The sequence below is a fragment of the Actinocorallia sp. API 0066 genome (assembly GCF_020991275.1).
GTDB lineage: Bacteria > Actinomycetota > Actinomycetes > Streptosporangiales > Streptosporangiaceae > Actinocorallia.
The window spans coordinates 867,853-883,782 of the sequence record NZ_JAJLQY010000001.1; the positions used below are offsets into that span (position 1 = coordinate 867,853).

Sequence of the window (15,930 nt, forward strand, 5' to 3'; positions counted from 1 at the left end):
GGGCCGCGCGGGCCCACCGGGTCTTCGAGAAGCTTCGGCTAGCGGGCCAGCGGACGCTGGATCTTGCCGGCCTTCAGGCAGGAGGTGCAGACGTTCACGCGCTTGGTCGTGCCGGCGACCACCGCGCGCACGCGCTGGATGTTCGGGTTCCAGCGGCGCGGGGTGCGACGGTGCGAGTGGGACACGCTCATACCGAAGCCGGGGCCCTTGCCGCACACTTCGCAGTTGGCAGCCACGGTAACTCCAAACAGTCGAGAACTCGGGCACCCCAGGCGGATTCCAGCCGGGGCGCTCACACGGAAAAGGTCCCCGCGCAGGGGGACGCTCGGAACAGGGTAGCGGAACCCGCCGCTGGTAGGCGAATCGAGGCCGGGTCCGGTTCCGGCGAGGCCGTCGGGTCTGTTGGGGAATGCCGGAATCGCCGGTTCGACACTACGCTCTGGGAGGCGGGCGTCGCGCGGCGTCCGCGCTCAGCCCTCCCCGGGGAGACCCGGAAAAGTCGGGAAAGGGGTCTCGTGCGCGACACCCTGGACGCCCCCGCCGTGCGCCGCTGGGCGCGCCTCGCCGCCGACGCGCTCGGCAGGTCGCGGACCGAGATCGACGCGCTCAACGTCTTCCCGGTGCCCGACGGGGACACCGGCACCAACCTGCACCTCACCGTGCTCGCGGCGGCCGAGGCCGTCGAGGAGCTCGCCGCGTCCGCGCCGCTGGAGGAGGTCTGGCGCACGCTCGGTAGGGCCGCGCTGGTCGGCGCGCGCGGCAACTCGGGGGTGATCGTGAGCCAGGTGCTGTGCGGGCTCGCCGAGACGCTCGGGCCGCGCTCCGCCGCGACCGGCGCCGACCTCGCCGAGGGGCTGGAGCGCGCGGCGGGGCTGGCGCGCGGCGCGGTGTCCCGGCCGGTCGAGGGCACGATCCTCACCGTGCTCCAGGCGGCCGCCGCCGCGGCTGTGCGGCCCGAGGCGCCGTTCCCGCCGCGCGACCCCGCTCCGGGCGCCGAACTCGCCGAGACGGTCCGGGCGGCCGTCAGGGGGGCGCGCAGGGCGCTGCGGGAGACGCCGGGCGGCCTGCCGGTGCTCGCCGAGCACGGTGTGGTGGACGCGGGCGGCGCGGGCCTGTGCGTCCTGCTGGACGCGCTCGCCGCGGTGATCACCGAGGAGTACCCCGAGCGGTGGGAGGTGCCCGCCCGCACCGAGCCGAGGGCGTCCCTGAACCTGCCGAAGCAGCGGGTCGAGGACCCCGGCTACGAGGTGATGTACCTGCTGGAGGCGGAGGACACCGTCATCCCGGCGCTGCGTGAGTCACTCGACGCGCTGGGCGACTCCCTGGTCGTGGTGGGCGGCGACGGCCTGTGGAACGTCCACGTCCACGTGGACGACGCGGGCGCGGCCATCGAGGCGGGCCTCGCGGCCGGAAAGACCAGGCGTATCCGCGTCACCTATCTCGCCGTCGATTCCGGACGGCCGAAGCCGCCCTGCACAGGGCGCGGCGTGGTGGCGGTGACGGCGGCGGACGGGCTCGCCGCGCTGTTCGAGGAGGCGGGGGCGACGGTGGTGCGCCGCCCGTCCGGCGGGATGCCGCATCTGGCGGTGCTCGTGGAGGCGATCCTCGCGGCGGGCGACGAGGTCGCCGTGTTGCCCAACGAGCCGGAGGTGCTGGCGCTCGCCGAGGCGGCGGCGGTGCGGGCCCGCGAGAGCGGCGTGCGCATCTCGGTGGTGCCGACCAAGGCGTCGGTGCAGGGCCTGGCGGCGCTCGCGGTGCACGACCCCCTGCGGCACTTCCGCGACGACGTGATCGCGATGACGGGCACGGCACTGGCCACGCGCTTCGGTGGACTGCGCGTGGCCAGTGGGGAGGCGATGACGACGGTGGGGTTCTGCCGCGAGGGTGATGTGCTCGGCCTCATCGAGGGCGACGTCGCGTTGATCGGCGATGACCTGGAGGACGTCGCGTGGCGGGTGCTCTCCCGCATGCTCTCCGGGGGCGGCGAGGTGGTCACCGTGGTCACCGGGGCCGGGGTGCCCGACGGGTTCGCCGCCGGGATCGCCGGGAGGTTGCGGGCCCTACGGCCCGACGTGGAGGTGACGTTCTACGACGGCGGCCAGGTGCTGTACCCGGTGCTCCTCGGCGTCGAGTGAGCGGGCACGCCCAGGCTCTGGCAGACGCTGGCGGTGGCCTGGTCGAGGTCGCCGACGGCCGCGATGCGCTCGCCCCAGGGCCACCAGAGCGCCTCGTCTTCGAGGACGATCTCTTCGGCGGCGCCGGGGGCGGCGGGGTTGCTGACGTGCAGCGCGGGCGGCCGTCCGATGGGCTGCTCGAGCCGGGCGCGCAGGCCGTGCGGGACGAGCCTGTCGGCCAGCGAGCTGAGGAGGCCGATGTGGCTGCGCTCAAGGGTGGGGGTGGCGGTCAGAGTGACCATGGTGGTGACGCTCCACTTCATTGTGGGTGATCTAAAGCACCCTTCTAGCATGTCCCCCTTTTACCGTTTTGGGCAAGCCGATTCCCCTGATCTTTACCTTTCCGCGTTCCGGCGGTGACGCCCCTGACCAGGCATTACCCGCACCCGCCTGGGCGCTGCCCGCCGATCTCCACCTTCGGGACGCCCGCGCGCGGCGGCCCTTCCATCGGCTGTAATGGTCGGTGTGACCCTCGCAGACGACCTGAGGAAGACCGTCGGCGACAAGACCGCCAAGGTGCTCAAAAGCAAGTGGGACATGGCCACGGTCGGCGACCTGCTGCGCCACTATCCGCGCAGGTACGTGCGGCATGGCGAGCTCACCGACCTCGCCTCGCTCACCGAGGGCGAGGACGTGACCGTCGTCGGCAGGGTGGTCGACTCCCGGCAGCGCAAGATAACCAAACGTCCTTTCCAGCTCCTCGAAGTGACCGTGGAGGACGCCACAGGGCGCCGGATCAGCCTGACGTTCTTCGGGACCGGCGTGCACAAGGCGGCAGCCGACCTCCAGTCCGGCGTGCTCGCGATGATCGCCGGACGGGTCGGCCTCTACCGGGGCAAGGTCCAGCTCACCCACCCCGACTACGAGGTGATCCCGGGCAGGGCGACCGCCGAGACCGTCGAGGAGTACGCGGCGCGGCCGATCCCGATCTACCCGGCCACCAAGGACCTGCCGTCCTGGAAGATCAAGAAGGCGGTGGAGTACGCGCTCGGCCCCGGACTCGACCTCGCCGACCCGATGCCCGCCTCCGTGCTCGGGCGGCGCGGCCTCGTCCCGCTGGGCGCCGCGCTGGAGGGCATCCACCGGCCCAAGGACGACGACGAGCTGAGGGCGGCCCGCAAGCGGCTCAAGTGGGACGAGGCGTTCTACGTCCAGCTCGCCCTGGCGCTGCGCCGGGAGGCCGCCGCCGACCTGCCCGCCACGCCGCGTCCCGACCGCGCCGACGGGCTGCGCGCCGCCTTCGACGCCGCGCTCCCGTTCACCCTCACCGACGGGCAGGTCGAGGTGGGCGCGGAGATCTCCGCCGACCTCGCGCGCGCGCATCCGATGCACCGCCTCCTCCAGGGCGACGTGGGCGCGGGCAAGACCGTCGTCGCGCTGCGCGCGATGCTCCAGGTCGTCGACAACGGCGGCCAGGCCGCGCTGCTCGCGCCCACCGAGGTCCTCGCGCAGCAGCACTACAGGTCCATCCTGAGCCTGCTCGGGCCGCTCGCCAGGGCGGGCCAGCTGGACGGCGTCGAGGGCGCTACCCGGGTGGCGCTGCTGACGGGCTCGCAGGGCGCCAAGGCGAAGCGAGCCGCCTTGCTGGAGGCCGCCTCCGGGGGCGCGGGGATCGTCGTGGGCACGCACGCGCTGATCCAGGAGCACGTCCAGTTCGCCGACCTCGGCCTCATCGTGGTGGACGAGCAGCACAGGTTCGGCGTCGAGCAGCGCGACGCGCTGCGCGAGAAGGTCGCCGGGGGCCGTCCGCACGTGCTCGTGATGACGGCGACGCCGATCCCGCGCACGGTCGCGATGACCGTCTTCGGCGACCTGGACACCTCCGTCCTCGCCCAGTTGCCCGCCGGACGGGCCGCCGTCGCCACCCACGTGGTGCCGCCGGAGAAGCCGGCGTTCCTGGCGCGGGCGTGGCAGCGGATCCGGGAGGAGGCGGCGGAGGGCCGTCAGGCGTACATCGTGTGCCCGCGCATCGGCGACGACGCCGGAGGCAGGGCGGGGGAGGAGGAAGACCTCCCGCGTGAGGAGGGCGAGGCCCGTCCTCCGCTCGCCGTGATGGAGCTGCTTCCGCTGCTGGAGGGCGAACTCCTCCGGGGCCTGCGCATCGACGTCCTGCACGGCCGGATGCACCCCGACGACAAGGACGCGGCGATGCGGAGGTTCGCGGCGGGGGAGACCGACGTGCTGCTCGCCACCACCGTCGTCGAGGTCGGTGTGGACGTCCCCAACGCCACGGTGATGATGATCATGGACGCCGACCGCTTCGGTGTCTCCCAGCTGCACCAGCTGCGCGGCCGGGTGGGCCGTGGCGGGCTGCCGGGCCTGTGCCTCCTCGTCACCGACGTCCCCGCCGACGCGCCCGCGCGCGCACGGCTGGAGGCGGTGGCCTCGACGTCGGACGGCTTCGAGCTCTCCCGGCTCGACCTTGAGCAGCGCAGGGAGGGCGACATCCTGGGGGCCGCCCAGTCCGGCACCCGCTCGACGCTGCGCCTCCTGACGCTCCAGTACGACGAGCCCGTGATCTCGAACGCCCGTAAGGAGGCGTCCCGGCTTCTGGCGGAGGATCCCGGCCTCGCCGGGCACCCGGAGGTGCGGGCCGCGCTGGAGGAGTTCCTCACCGAGGATCGGGCGGACTACCTCGACAAGGCATGAACAGCGGGACAAGTCGCCTGACAACCCGGGTGAAGTGATCTCCACGAGGCATTGCCTACTAAATAGGTTGACTTAATGGGAGAAGTGGGCGACCATCTTTTCCATGACCGCTGCACTCCTGGTCGGCCGTCCGCACGTCGATCTGCGACGCCAGGCGAGCTGCCTGTGTCGCCCTTGCCGCTGACCCCGCGCACCGGCCACGACGCACCCGACTGGAGAAGAGCATGTCCGACCTCAGCTTGCTGGAGGAGTACCTCCGCGACCCCGACCCCCGAGTCCGCCGCGCCGCCGTCGAGATCCTCGCCGAGACCGCGCCCGGCGGCTCCGGTGACGCCCTCGCCTGGGCGCTCGCCGACGAGGACCCCGACGTCCGCGCCAGCGCCGCGCTGGCCCTGGCCACGCTACGCCCGCCCGTCGGCGAGGACGGCGTCGCCGCCCTGCGCCTGGCGGCCGCGCGCGGCGCCGACCCGCTCGTGCGGGGCACCGCCGAAGCCCACCTGCGCGTCCTCGTGGACGCGCACCGCTCCCTGTACGCCCAGGGCCTGGCCGACGACGAGCCCCAGATCCGCGCTCAGGCCGTGCTGGCGCTGACCGCGCTGCGGGCCGCCGACGCCGTCCGCGAGGCCGCCGACGACCCCGCCAGGGACGTGCGCGTCGCGGTCGCGGACGGGCTGGCCAGGCTCGGCACCGCCGACGGCCTCGACCAGCTCCTGGACGACCACGACCCGGTCGTCAGGCTCGCCGCGCTGGACGCCGTCGCGGCGCTCGGCGTGCCCGGCGAGCTGGTGCCGCGCGTGCTGCGGTCCCTCTCGCACGCGGGCTGGCAGGTGCGCAAGCGCGCCGCCCGGGTCCTGGCCGGAGCCTCCGCCGCCGACGCCGCGGCGCCCCTGTCGGTGGCGCTGCGCGACCCGGTCGTGGACGTGCGGCGCGAGGCCGTCGCGTCGCTCGAACAGTGGGCGTCGCGCGAGCCCGGCGTGCTCGCCGCGCTCACCGAGGCGCTCGCCGACCCCGACCCGGGCGTCCGCACCCAGGTGCGCTGGGCGCTGGCCTGACCCCGCCCGCCGGGGCGGGAGAATGGCCCCATGACGAGGGTGATCGCCGGAACGGCCGGAGGCAGGAGGCTCGCGACCCCCGAGGGGCGCGACACCCGGCCCACCAGCGACAGGGCGAGGGAGGGCCTGTTCTCCACGGCGCAGGCCCTCCTCGGCTCCCTGAGCGGCGTCCGGGCGGCCGACCTCTACGCCGGATCCGGCGCGGTCGGCCTTGAGGCGCTGTCACGCGGGGCGTCCCACGCGCTGCTCGTGGAGTCACACCCGCGCGCGGCCAAGGTGATCCGCGCGAACATCGAAGCGCTCGGCCTGCCCGGCGCCCGCCTGGTGACGGACAAGGTGGAACGCCTCCTGCGGACGGCCCCCGACGAGCCGTACGACTTCGTCTTCGCCGACCCGCCTTACGCCGTCCCGGACGCGACGGTCGTTGCGGTCCTGGAGGCGCTGCGCGACAACGGGTGGCTCGCCGACGGCGCCCTCGTGGCGGTCGAACGGGCCAGCAGGGGCGCCGCACCGGCGTGGCCCGAGGGCTATGTGCCCGAGCGGGAGCGCCGTTACGGCGAGGCCGTCTTCCACTACGCGTCTTACGAGCGGTCCGCGTAGGTCGCCTTTCCCGTCGCTTTCCCCGCCGCCGGTTAGCGTCGGCGGGTGTGAACGTCCAGCTCAGGCGGACCGCTGTCGTCGCGCTCACGATGATCATCGCGATCATGGTGAACGTCACGTGGATCATGGGCTTCCAGGCCGACGGACTCCGCGACGACCCGCGCAACGCCCGCCAGTTCAACCGGCAGTACGAGCGGGACAGGGGCGCGATCCTCGCCGGGGACCTCAGGGTCGCCTACTCCGCGCCCAACCGCGACGGGAAGACGTTCGACAGGCACTACCGCGAAGGCGAGGTCTTCGCTCCCGTCACCGGCTATCTCGGCGCCTTCAGCAAGACGGGCCTGGAGTCCGCGATGAACGGCGTCCTGGACGGCACCGATGGGCGGGTCTCCGTACGCGGCCTGGTGGACTGGCTCACCGGCGAGCTGCCCAAGGGCGCCGACGTGCATACGACGATCGTGCCGAGGGCGCAGCGCGTCGCCTACCGGGAGCTGGCCGCGAGCACCACCCTCCAGGCCGCCGCCGTCGCGGTGAACGCCAGGACGGGCGCCATCGAGGTGATGGCCTCCTATCCGTCCTTCGACCCCGAGGACGTCGCCACGCGCGACATCGCCGCCGCCGGTAATGCACTCCAGCGCCTTGAGGGCGCCGCAGGCAACCCCCTGCTCAACAAGGCGACCCGTGAGCTGTACCCGCCCGGCTCGTCCTTCAAGATCGTGACGGCCGCCGCCGCGCTCGCCGACGGCATCGCCGAGGACGGCACCGTGCCGGCGGGCGCCTCCTACCGGCTGCCCGGGACGAACACCGTCATCGGCAACAGCCATGACTCCGGCGGCTGCGGCCTGCCGAGGACGACGCTCGTGAACGCGTTCGCCCAGTCCTGCAACACCACGTTCGCCGAGATCGGCGCCGAAGAGGTCGGCAACGCGGGGATGCGGGAGCGGTCGGCGGCCTTCGGCTACGGGGAGCGCTGGGAGTACGCGCCCGGCCTCAGGGCCGTCGCCAGCGCCTTCCCCGACACCGACGCCGCCCAGACGGCCCTCGCCTCCTACGGGCAGGGCCAGAACGTCGCCACGGTCCTCCAGATGGCGCTCGTGGCCGCCGCAGTGGCCAACGGCGGCGACCTCATGCGCCCCCGCCTCGTCCAGAAGGTGACGCTGCGGGGCTCGACCCTGGAGGAGACCGAGCCGTCACGGTTCGGAAAGGCGGTCTCGGCGGCGCACGCCGCGCGGCTCGGAGAGATGATGGAAGCGGTGGTCAGCACGGGGACGGCCACCAATCTCCGGGGCAGGGAGGTGGCGGGCAAGACGGGCACCGCCGACGTGGACGGCGGCGCCCACAATGACCGGTGGTTCGTCGGCTACTCGACCTCCGGCCCCCACGCCATCGCCGTGATGACCCAGGGCGCCGGGTTCGGGGGGAGCGTCGCGGGGCCGATCATGGCGGCGATCGCGGACGCGCTCCGCTGATCGTCGCCCCGGTTCCGGCTGGAGACGGCCGGTTTGGTACCTTCGCGCCGTCCGCACCGAAAGGATTTGATGGTCGTGCGCCGAGTCGTCTGTCCGGGCTCCTTCGACCCGGTGACCAATGGTCATCTGGACATCGTCAGCCGTGCCTCGCGCCTCTATGACGAGGTCGTGGTCATGGTGTCGATCAACCTGGCCAAGAAGGGCCTGTTCTCCATCGAGGAGCGCCTCGACATGATCCGCGAGGTCACCCGCTTCCTCGGCAACGTCAAGGTCGACTCGTTCCGCGGCCTGACCGTCGACTACTGCAAGCAGCACGACATCCCTGTGATCGTCCGCGGCCTGCGCGCGGTGACGGACTACGACTACGAGCTCCAGATCGCCCAGATGAACAACCGCATGTCGGGCGTGGAGACCCTCTTCATGGCGACGAGCCCGGAGTACGCCTTCCTGTCCTCCAGCCTCATGAAGGAGGTCGTGCGCTGGGGCGGCGACGTGTCCGGCCTCGTGCCCGAACTCGTGCACGACCGCCTGATCCAGCGCCTCAAGGACGCCTGAACCTGCCAGCCCCCGGCCAGGTCAACACAGCGCGCCGGGGGCGCTCCCGACGAAGTCGGGCCCGCAAAAGCGCCCCCGGCCAGGAAAACACAGCGCGTCCAGCGGCTGAGCACCCGCCGAGTTGGGGTGCGCGCCCCGGCTTCGGTATCCTTGTCCATCGGCCATGCCTGACGTGGCGATCCAACCGTGCACACTTGTGTTCTTCCGGCGCCTCGACGCGTCCGGACGAGCCCTGAAGGGGGAGCCCTGTCCAGCCTCGATCCCAAGGCGCCGCTCGTCGTAGACACCAGGACGCTCGGCCGCCGCCCGGGATCGATGAAGGAACAGCGGTTCACCGCCCCGGCGCCGGCGGGTCTCGGCGTCGAAATGGTCGGCGTTCCCAAGGACGCCGAGATCGAAGTCGACTCACGGCTCGAATCGGTGATGGAGGGCGTGCTCGTCTCGGGCACGGCGCTCTTGCCCATCCAGGGCGAGTGCGCGCGCTGCCTGGACGACATCTCCTTCACCCTGGAGGTGGAGTTCCAGGAACTCTTCGTCTACGACGACACCCGCTCAGCGGCGGGCGCCGACGAAGACGAACACCGTCTTGACGGGGATCTCCTCGATCTGGAGCCGGTGCTCCGGGACGCGGTGGTGCTCGCACTGCCGCTGTCCCCCCTGTGCCAGGACGACTGTCCCGGCCTCTGCGCGGAGTGCGGCGCCCGGTTGGCCGATGTCGGCCCCGGGCACACGCATGACGTCGCCGACCCCCGGTGGGCGGCACTGCAGGGCCTTGCCGAACAACGAGAAGAAAGCCAGGAGGGCTGACAAGTGGCCGTCCCGAAGCGGAAGAAGTCCCGCAGCAACACCCGGCACCGCCGGTCGCAGTGGAAGGCGACCCCGGTCGCCCTGGTCGAGTGCCCGCAGTGCCGTGACCAGAAGCTGCCCCACGTGGCCTGCTCCAACTGCGGTACCTACAACAGGCGGCAGGTCGTCGAGACGGCCTAGCCAACGCCGTAAGACCTGAACCCGGGGGCCGGTTCCGCGCGTAGCAGCGTGGGGACCGTCCCCCGGCGTCGTAGAGGGCGCGACCTCCTCCCTGGCCCCACGGGGCGTGGGGAGGCCGTCCGAGGCCACCTGAGGCCGTGGTGCACGCCGGACCGTTCGTTCGGCGTCCGGCGCGCACCTCGCTCTCCGGAGGGTCCTCCCAGGACGTGACGGCTCCCGCCCTCAACACACCGGCCCACGGGCCCGACCATGTGAGGAGCTGGAATGACCGTCCCCGCCTCGGCGCTTGAGGAGCGGATCGCGCTGCGTCTCGATCCCGCGCTTTTGGAACGCGCCCTTACGCACCGTTCCTACGCCTACGAGAACGGCGGGCTGCCCACCAACGAGCGCCTGGAGTTCCTCGGCGACTCGGTGCTCGGCCTCGTCGTCACCGACACCCTGTACCGGGGGCACCCCGACCTGCCCGAGGGGCAGCTGGCCAAGCTGCGCGCGGCGGTGGTCAACATGAAGGCGCTCGCGGGCGTCGCCCGGGGCCTTGACCTCGGCGCGCACATCCGGCTCGGCAGGGGCGAGGAGGGCACCGGGGGCCGCGACAAGTCCTCGATCCTCGCCGACACGCTGGAGGCGCTCATCGGCTGCGTCTACCTGGACCGCGGCCTGGACGAGGCGTCGGCGTTGGTGCACCGGCTGTTCGACGGCCTGATCGCCAGCTCGGCGAAGCTCGGCGCCGGCCTCGACTGGAAGACCTCGCTTCAGGAGCTGACCGCCGACGAGGGGCTCGGCGTGCCCGAGTACCACGTGGACGAGAGCGGCCCCGACCACCAGAAGACGTTCCGCGCGTCCGTCCGGGTGGGCGGTCGTGCCTACGGGCAGGGCGAGGGCCGCAGCAAGAAGGACGCCGAGCAGAAGGCCGCGGAAGCCGCCTGGACGGAGATCCGCGCGGGCCTGGACGCGGCGGCGGCGGAGGCCGCGCGGGGCGGCGATGCCTGAGCTGCCCGAGGTCGAGGTCGTCAGGCGCGGCCTCGCCGACTGGGTGGCGGGCCGCACCGTCTCGACGGTGGAGGTGCTGCACCCCCGGGCGGTGCGCAGGCACGTGCCCGGGGGCGGGGACTTCTCCGCCCGCCTGGCCGGGGTCACCCTGGGCGAGCCAAGGAGACGCGGCAAGTACCTGTGGCTGCCTTACGGGGACGGCGCGGTGCTCGCCCATCTGGGCATGAGCGGGCAGCTCCTGGTGGGTGAGGCTTCCGCGCCGGGGCAGAAGCACCTGCGGGTCCGTTTCACCTTCACCGACACGGGGCCGTCCGGCGGCACCGACCTGCGGTTCGTCGACCAGCGGACGTTCGGGCACCTGATGGTCTGCCCGCTCGTCCCCGACCCGCACGGCGGCGACGCCCCGGTGCCGGACGTGATCGCGCACATCGCGCCCGACCCGTTCGAGCCCGCCTTCGACGACACGGTGTTCCTGCGCGCGCTGAAACGCAAACAGACGGGCGTCAAACGGGCACTTCTCGACCAGTCTCTGATCAGCGGGGTCGGCAACATCTACGCCGATGAGGCACTGTGGCTGGCGAGGCTGCACGGGGAGCGTCCCACCTCCGGGCTCACCCGGCCGAAGGCGGCGCTGCTGCTGTCGTCCGTCCGGGAGGTGATGGGGGCGGCGCTCCAGGCGGGCGGGACGTCCTTCGACAGCCTCTACGTGAACGTCAACGGCGAAAGCGGCTACTTCGAGCGCTCCCTGAACGCGTACGGGCGCGGTGACCTGCCGTGCGCGCGCTGCGGGACGCCGATCCGCAGGGAGGTCTTCATGAACCGGTCGTCCTACAGCTGCCCGCGCTGCCAGCCCAGGCCGCGCGCCGCGAGGGCCTCCTGATGGCCGCCCAGGGCGACGCCGAGGCCGTCCGGCTGACGGTGTGGGTGCGCGGGCTCGTCCAGGGCGTGGGCTTCCGCTGGTGGACGCGGGCGCGGGCGCTGGAGCTCGGCCTCGTCGGCTCCGCCTCGAACCTGCGGGACGGCAGGGTGGAAGTGGTCGCGGAGGGCTCCCGCGCCGCGTGTGAGCGGCTGCTCGAACTGCTGCGCTCGGGGGACACGCCGGGCCGTGTTGACGGAGTTACCGAGCGGTGGGATGCGGCGCGGGGTAACGTTGTGGGTTTCGTGGAAAGGTGACGGACTGGCAATCCGCCGCAGACCTGCTAAACTCTTTACGACAGGGTTGTTACGGGTCTGTGACGTGCGACTTGACCGGCGTCACGGGTAGTGCAACTCTAGTTGAGTTGATAACCGCTGCCTACTATCGAGTGCAGTGTGATCTCTGCTGGTTACTCAGCGTGGAGGACCCTCAATCATGGCGAAGGCTCTACTCGGCCACGTCGGCGGTCCCGACCCCCGGATGGTCGCGGAGATGCGACGTCTCCAGCGGCGGGTACGGGACCTGGAAGCCGAACTCGTTCGGCTCCAGGAAGAGAACGAGGCACTCGCCTCTTCCGAGGCTGTGCACTCCGTCGACCGCGAGCCCGTGCTCACCTGAAGCCGGGCGGTACCCGGGGCATATCGGACCAAGATATGGTTCGCATACGGTCACTTCCCGGGTACGGACAGACAGGGACGTCGATGACAATGGCGTCCCTTTTGTCATTTCTGGGGTTTTCGTCACGGCTGTGGAAAACCCCGGTGGGACTCGTTCGCCGGTGGCACGATGGAGAGGCCCCGCACCGGGGCTAAGCTGCGTTGTTCACCCCCGGCCACGGCCGGGATCCCGAGCCGTGAGGGGGACCATCCGCGCGTGTATCTCAAGAGCCTCACCCTGCGCGGGTTCAAGTCCTTCGCCTCCTCCACCACCCTGAAGTTCGAGCCGGGCATCACCTGTGTGGTCGGCCCCAACGGATCGGGCAAGTCCAACGTCGTCGACGCCCTCGCCTGGGTGATGGGCGAGCAGGGCGCCAAGTCGCTGCGCGGCGGCAAGATGGAGGACGTCATCTTCGCGGGCACGGCCAACCGCGCCCCGCTGGGCCGCGCCGAGGTCGTGCTGACCATCGACAACTCCGACGGCGCCCTCCCGATCGACTACTCCGAGGTGACGATCAGCCGGCTGATGTTCCGGTCGGGCTCCAGCGAGTACTCGATCAACGGCGACGGCTGCCGCCTGCTCGACGTCCAGGAGCTGCTCTCCGACTCCGGCATCGGCCGCGAGATGCACGTCATCATCGGCCAGGGCCAGCTCGACCAGGTGCTCAACGCGGGCGCCGAGGGGCGGCGCGCGATCGTCGAGGAGGCGGCGGGCGTCCTGAAGCACCGCAAGCGCAAGGAGAAGGCGCTGCGGAAGCTCGACGCGATGCAGGCGAACCTCACCCGCGTGCAGGACCTCACCGCCGAGCTGCGCCGCCAGCTCAAGCCGCTCGGCAAGCAGGCCGAGATCGCCCGCCGCGCCGCCGTCATCCAGGCCGAGCTGCGCGACGCCAGGCTCAGGCTGCTCGCCGACGACCTCGTCACGCTCGCCACCAGGCTGGAGCGCGAGGCCGCCGACGAGGAGGCGGTGCGCCGCCGCCGCGCCGAGGTCGAGGCCGCGCTCGCCACGGCCCAGGCCCGCGAGGAGGAGCTGGACGCCGAGGCCGCGCGCGAGGCGCCGGTGCTCGCCGCCGCGCAGGAGACGTGGTTCCAGCTCTCGTCGCTGAAGGAGCGGCTGCGCGGCGTCGCCGACCTCGCCGCCGAACGGCACAGGGGAGCCACCGGCTTCCAGGCCGAGGAGCGCTTCGGCCGCGACCCCGAGGAGCTGGAGCGTGAGGCCGAGGAGGTCCGCGCCCAGGAGGAGGTGCTGTCCGAGCGGCTCGAAGAGGCGCGCGGCGCCCTTGAGGAGGCGGTCGCCGAGCGGGCGGGCGCCGAATCCGCGCTGGCCGCCGAGGACCGCAGGGTCCAGCAGCTCGTCAGGGCCGCCGCCGAGCGGCGCGAGTCGCTGGCCCGGCGGCGCGCCGCCGTCGAGTCGCTGCGCTCCCGGCTGCAGGCCGCCGGCGCCGAGATCGGCCGCCTCACCGAGGCGCGGCTCGCCGCCGAGGACCGCGCGGAGGCGGCGCGGGCCGAAGCCGAGGCGTTCCAGGTTGAGGCGCGGGTCGATCCGGCGCTGGCCGCCGAACTCCAGGCCGTGGAAGAGGCGCTCGCGCGGGCCAAGGAGGCGGCCGCGCAGGCCCGCGCCGCCGTGGACGGGCCGCAGCGGGCGCTCAAGGCGGCCCGCGAGGAGGTCGGCTCCGCCCGCGCCGCCGACCAGCGCGCCCAGCGCGAGGTCACCGCGCTGCGCGCCCGGATCGAGGCGCTGGAGCTGGGGCTCGGCTCGGCCGCCGACGGGGGGGAGGCGCTGCTGTCCTCGGGTCTGCCCGGGGTGGCGGGCACCCTGGCCTCGGTGCTGACCGTCCGTCCGGGCGCTGAGACGGCCGTGGCGGCCGTCCTGGGCACGCTGGCCGAGGCCGTCACCGTGACGTCGCTGGAGGCCGCGGCGGCGGCGCTGGGCTTCCTGGGCGAGCGCGAGGCCGCCGCGGGGCTCGTCATCGGGGCGGCGCCCAAGGTGCCGGGGCCGGGCGTGCCCAGCCCCGAGGGCGCGGTCTGGGCGAGCGAGCTCGTCGGCGTGCCGGACACCCTGCGGCCCGCCCTGGACGCGCTGCTGGACGGCGTCGTTGTGGTCGAGGACGTCGCCGCGGCCGAGAGGGTCGTCGCGCGGGCGCCCGCGCTCAGGGCGGTGACGCGTGACGGCGTCCTGCTGGGCGCGCACTGGGCACAGGCCGCAGGCACCGGCGGGCAGGGCCCGCTGCAGATGCGGGCCACGCTGGACGAGGCGGTGGCCGCCCTGGCGGGCACCGAGGAGGACGCGGAGCTGGCGGGCGCGGGCCTGGACGCCGCCATCGAGGCCGAGGCCGAGGCACAGGCCGCCGTAGAGGAGGCGCAGACGCGCTCGGCCGCCGCCCAGTCGGCGGTGGGCCAGGCCCAGAGCGCCCTGGACACGGTGCGGGCCGCACTGCGCGAGGCCGACGCCGCCGCCGCGCAGGAGGCACGCCAGGAAGCCAGGCTCCAGGCCGCCGCGCACGCCGCGCTCCAGGAGGCCGAACGCCTCGCCGACAACGTGCGCGCCGCCGAGGAGAACCGGGACACCACCGCCGAGCGGCTCGCCGAGCTCGAAGAGCGGTACGAGGCCGAGGAGTCCGCCGAGCCCGAGGAGGAGCCGGAAACCGAGATCCGCGAGGAACTCGCCGAACGGGTCGCCGAACTGCGCGGCACCGAGATGGAGGCACGCCTGGCCGTCCGCACCGCCGAGGAGCGCGCCGGGGCCCTGGCGGGCCGCGCCGACGCGTTGGAGCGGCAGGCCGAGGCGGAGCGGCGCGAGCGCGTCCAGGCCGTCGAGCGCAGGCGGCGGCGCGAGGAGCGCGCGCGGGTGGCCCTCGCCGTCCGGGACGGCGCGCTGCGGGCGCTCGCGCGGATCGAGGAGTCCCTGGCCGTCGCGGTCGCCGAGCGGGAGGAGGCCGAGCGGCGCAGGGCGGCCCGCGAGGAGGAGCTGAAGGTCGTCCGCGCCCGGGTGCGCGAGTACGCGACCCAGCTGGAGCGGCTCGTGAACGTCGTGCACGGCAGCGAGGTGGCGCGCGCGGAGCAGCGGCTCCGCCTTGAGCAGCTCCAGGAGCGGGCGCTGGAGGAGTACGGCATGGAGGTCGAGGGCCTCATCGCCGAGTACGGTCCCGACCAGCCCGTCCCCCCGCAGGACCCCGAGGCGCTGTCCGAGCCGTTCGACCGGGCCGTCCAGGAGAAGCGGGCGAAGGCCGCCGAACGGCAGATGGCGCAGCTCGGCCGGGTCAACCCGCTCGCGCTCGAGGAGTTCGCCGCGCTGGAGGAACGCCACGCCTTCCTCACCTCGCAACTGGAGGACCTCAGGAAGACCCGCAAGGATCTTTTCGACATCGTGAAGGACGTCGACCAGCGGGTACAGGAGGTGTTCGCCGCCGCCTACGCCGACACCGCCGAGCACTTCTCCGGGATCTTCGGACGGCTGTTCCCCGGCGGCGAGGGCTCGCTTTCCCTCACCGACCCCGAGGACATGCTCACCACCGGCATCGAGGTCGCCGCCCGGCCGCCCGGCAAGAAGGTCAAGCGGCTGTCGCTGCTCTCAGGCGGCGAACGCTCCCTGGTGGCGATCGCGTTCCTCGTCGCGGTGTTCAAGGCGCGGCCCAGCCCCTTCTACGTGCTGGACGAGGTCGAGGCCGCCCTGGACGACACCAACACCCAGCGGCTCATCGGCGTCTTCGAGGAGCTGCGTGAGTCGTCCCAGCTCATCATCATCACGCACCAGAAGCGGACCATGGAGGGCGCGGACGCCCTCTACGGCGTCAGCATGCGCGGCGACGGCGTCTCCCAGGTGATCAGCCAGCGGCTCCGCGAGGCCGAACCGGCCTGACCGGCCCCGGGCGTGCGAGACTG

16 protein-coding genes are annotated in these 15,930 nt (G+C 73.0%); 14 read left to right on the top strand and 2 right to left on the bottom strand.

The window, feature by feature from the left end:
* Window positions 1-38: 38 nt before the first annotated feature.
* Entirely contained in the window at window positions 39-236 is a 198-nt protein-coding gene (rpmB, locus tag LO762_RS04045; RefSeq protein ID WP_230612523.1) for a 50S ribosomal protein L28, read from the bottom strand.
* A 279-nt stretch (window positions 237-515) separates the two neighbouring features.
* On the opposite strand from rpmB, the gene LO762_RS04050 reads away from it, so the two are divergent.
* Window positions 516-2,135 (top strand): DAK2 domain-containing protein, encoded by a 1,620-nt coding sequence (locus tag LO762_RS04050; RefSeq protein ID WP_230612525.1) that lies wholly within the window; start codon window positions 516-518, stop codon window positions 2,133-2,135.
* Here LO762_RS04050 and LO762_RS04055 read toward each other — a convergent pair.
* Window positions 2,087-2,416: a hypothetical protein gene (locus tag LO762_RS04055; RefSeq protein WP_230612527.1), complete on the bottom strand. Its 330-nt coding sequence runs from the start codon at window positions 2,414-2,416 to the stop codon at window positions 2,087-2,089. The genes LO762_RS04050 and LO762_RS04055 overlap by 49 nt on opposite strands.
* Window positions 2,417-2,630: 214 nt before the next feature.
* Here LO762_RS04055 and recG point away from each other — a divergent pair, with 214 nt between their 5' ends.
* The 13 genes from recG (at window position 2,631) to smc (ending at window position 15,907) form a co-directional block, all read left to right on the top strand.
* Complete coding sequence (gene recG, locus LO762_RS04060) at window positions 2,631-4,823, top strand: ATP-dependent DNA helicase RecG (protein WP_230612529.1); 2,193 nt, start codon at window positions 2,631-2,633, stop codon at window positions 4,821-4,823.
* A gap of 103 nt (window positions 4,824-4,926) precedes the next feature.
* Complete coding sequence (locus LO762_RS33850; RefSeq protein WP_374201532.1) at window positions 4,927-5,007, top strand: putative leader peptide; 81 nt, start codon at window positions 4,927-4,929, stop codon at window positions 5,005-5,007.
* 40 nt (window positions 5,008-5,047) lie between these two features.
* Window positions 5,048-5,875 (top strand): HEAT repeat domain-containing protein, encoded by an 828-nt coding sequence (locus LO762_RS04065; protein ID WP_230612531.1) that lies wholly within the window; start codon window positions 5,048-5,050, stop codon window positions 5,873-5,875.
* 30 nt (window positions 5,876-5,905) lie between these two features.
* Complete coding sequence (rsmD, locus tag LO762_RS04070) at window positions 5,906-6,475, top strand: 16S rRNA (guanine(966)-N(2))-methyltransferase RsmD (protein ID WP_230612533.1); 570 nt, start codon at window positions 5,906-5,908, stop codon at window positions 6,473-6,475.
* A gap of 47 nt (window positions 6,476-6,522) precedes the next feature.
* Window positions 6,523-7,944, top strand: a complete 1,422-nt coding sequence (locus tag LO762_RS04075; protein WP_230612535.1) for a penicillin-binding transpeptidase domain-containing protein — start codon at window positions 6,523-6,525, stop codon at window positions 7,942-7,944.
* 75 nt (window positions 7,945-8,019) lie between these two features.
* On the top strand, window positions 8,020-8,499 hold the full coding sequence (gene coaD, locus LO762_RS04080) for a pantetheine-phosphate adenylyltransferase (protein ID WP_230612846.1): 480 nt from the start codon (window positions 8,020-8,022) through the stop codon (window positions 8,497-8,499).
* A 315-nt stretch (window positions 8,500-8,814) separates the two neighbouring features.
* Window positions 8,815-9,306: a DUF177 domain-containing protein gene (locus LO762_RS04085; protein WP_230612537.1), complete on the top strand. Its 492-nt coding sequence runs from the start codon at window positions 8,815-8,817 to the stop codon at window positions 9,304-9,306.
* 3 nt (window positions 9,307-9,309) lie between these two features.
* Window positions 9,310-9,486: a 50S ribosomal protein L32 gene (gene rpmF, locus LO762_RS04090; RefSeq protein WP_230612539.1), complete on the top strand. Its 177-nt coding sequence runs from the start codon at window positions 9,310-9,312 to the stop codon at window positions 9,484-9,486.
* 264 nt (window positions 9,487-9,750) lie between these two features.
* Window positions 9,751-10,476 (top strand): ribonuclease III, encoded by a 726-nt coding sequence (rnc, locus tag LO762_RS04095; RefSeq protein WP_230612540.1) that lies wholly within the window; start codon window positions 9,751-9,753, stop codon window positions 10,474-10,476.
* A complete protein-coding gene (gene mutM / locus LO762_RS04100) occupies window positions 10,469-11,356 on the top strand; it encodes a bifunctional DNA-formamidopyrimidine glycosylase/DNA-(apurinic or apyrimidinic site) lyase (RefSeq protein ID WP_230612542.1) in 888 nt (295 codons plus the stop codon). The genes rnc and mutM overlap by 8 nt, the downstream gene beginning before the upstream one ends.
* Window positions 11,356-11,649 (top strand): acylphosphatase, encoded by a 294-nt coding sequence (locus LO762_RS04105; RefSeq protein ID WP_230612544.1) that lies wholly within the window; start codon window positions 11,356-11,358, stop codon window positions 11,647-11,649. The genes mutM and LO762_RS04105 overlap by 1 nt, the downstream gene beginning before the upstream one ends.
* A 178-nt stretch (window positions 11,650-11,827) precedes the next feature.
* Window positions 11,828-12,010, top strand: coding sequence for a hypothetical protein (locus tag LO762_RS04110; RefSeq protein WP_230612549.1), 183 nt, complete (start codon window positions 11,828-11,830; stop codon window positions 12,008-12,010).
* 255 nt (window positions 12,011-12,265) lie between these two features.
* Window positions 12,266-15,907 (top strand): chromosome segregation protein SMC, encoded by a 3,642-nt coding sequence (gene smc / locus LO762_RS04115; protein ID WP_230612551.1) that lies wholly within the window; start codon window positions 12,266-12,268, stop codon window positions 15,905-15,907.
* Window positions 15,908-15,930 lie beyond the last annotated feature (23 nt).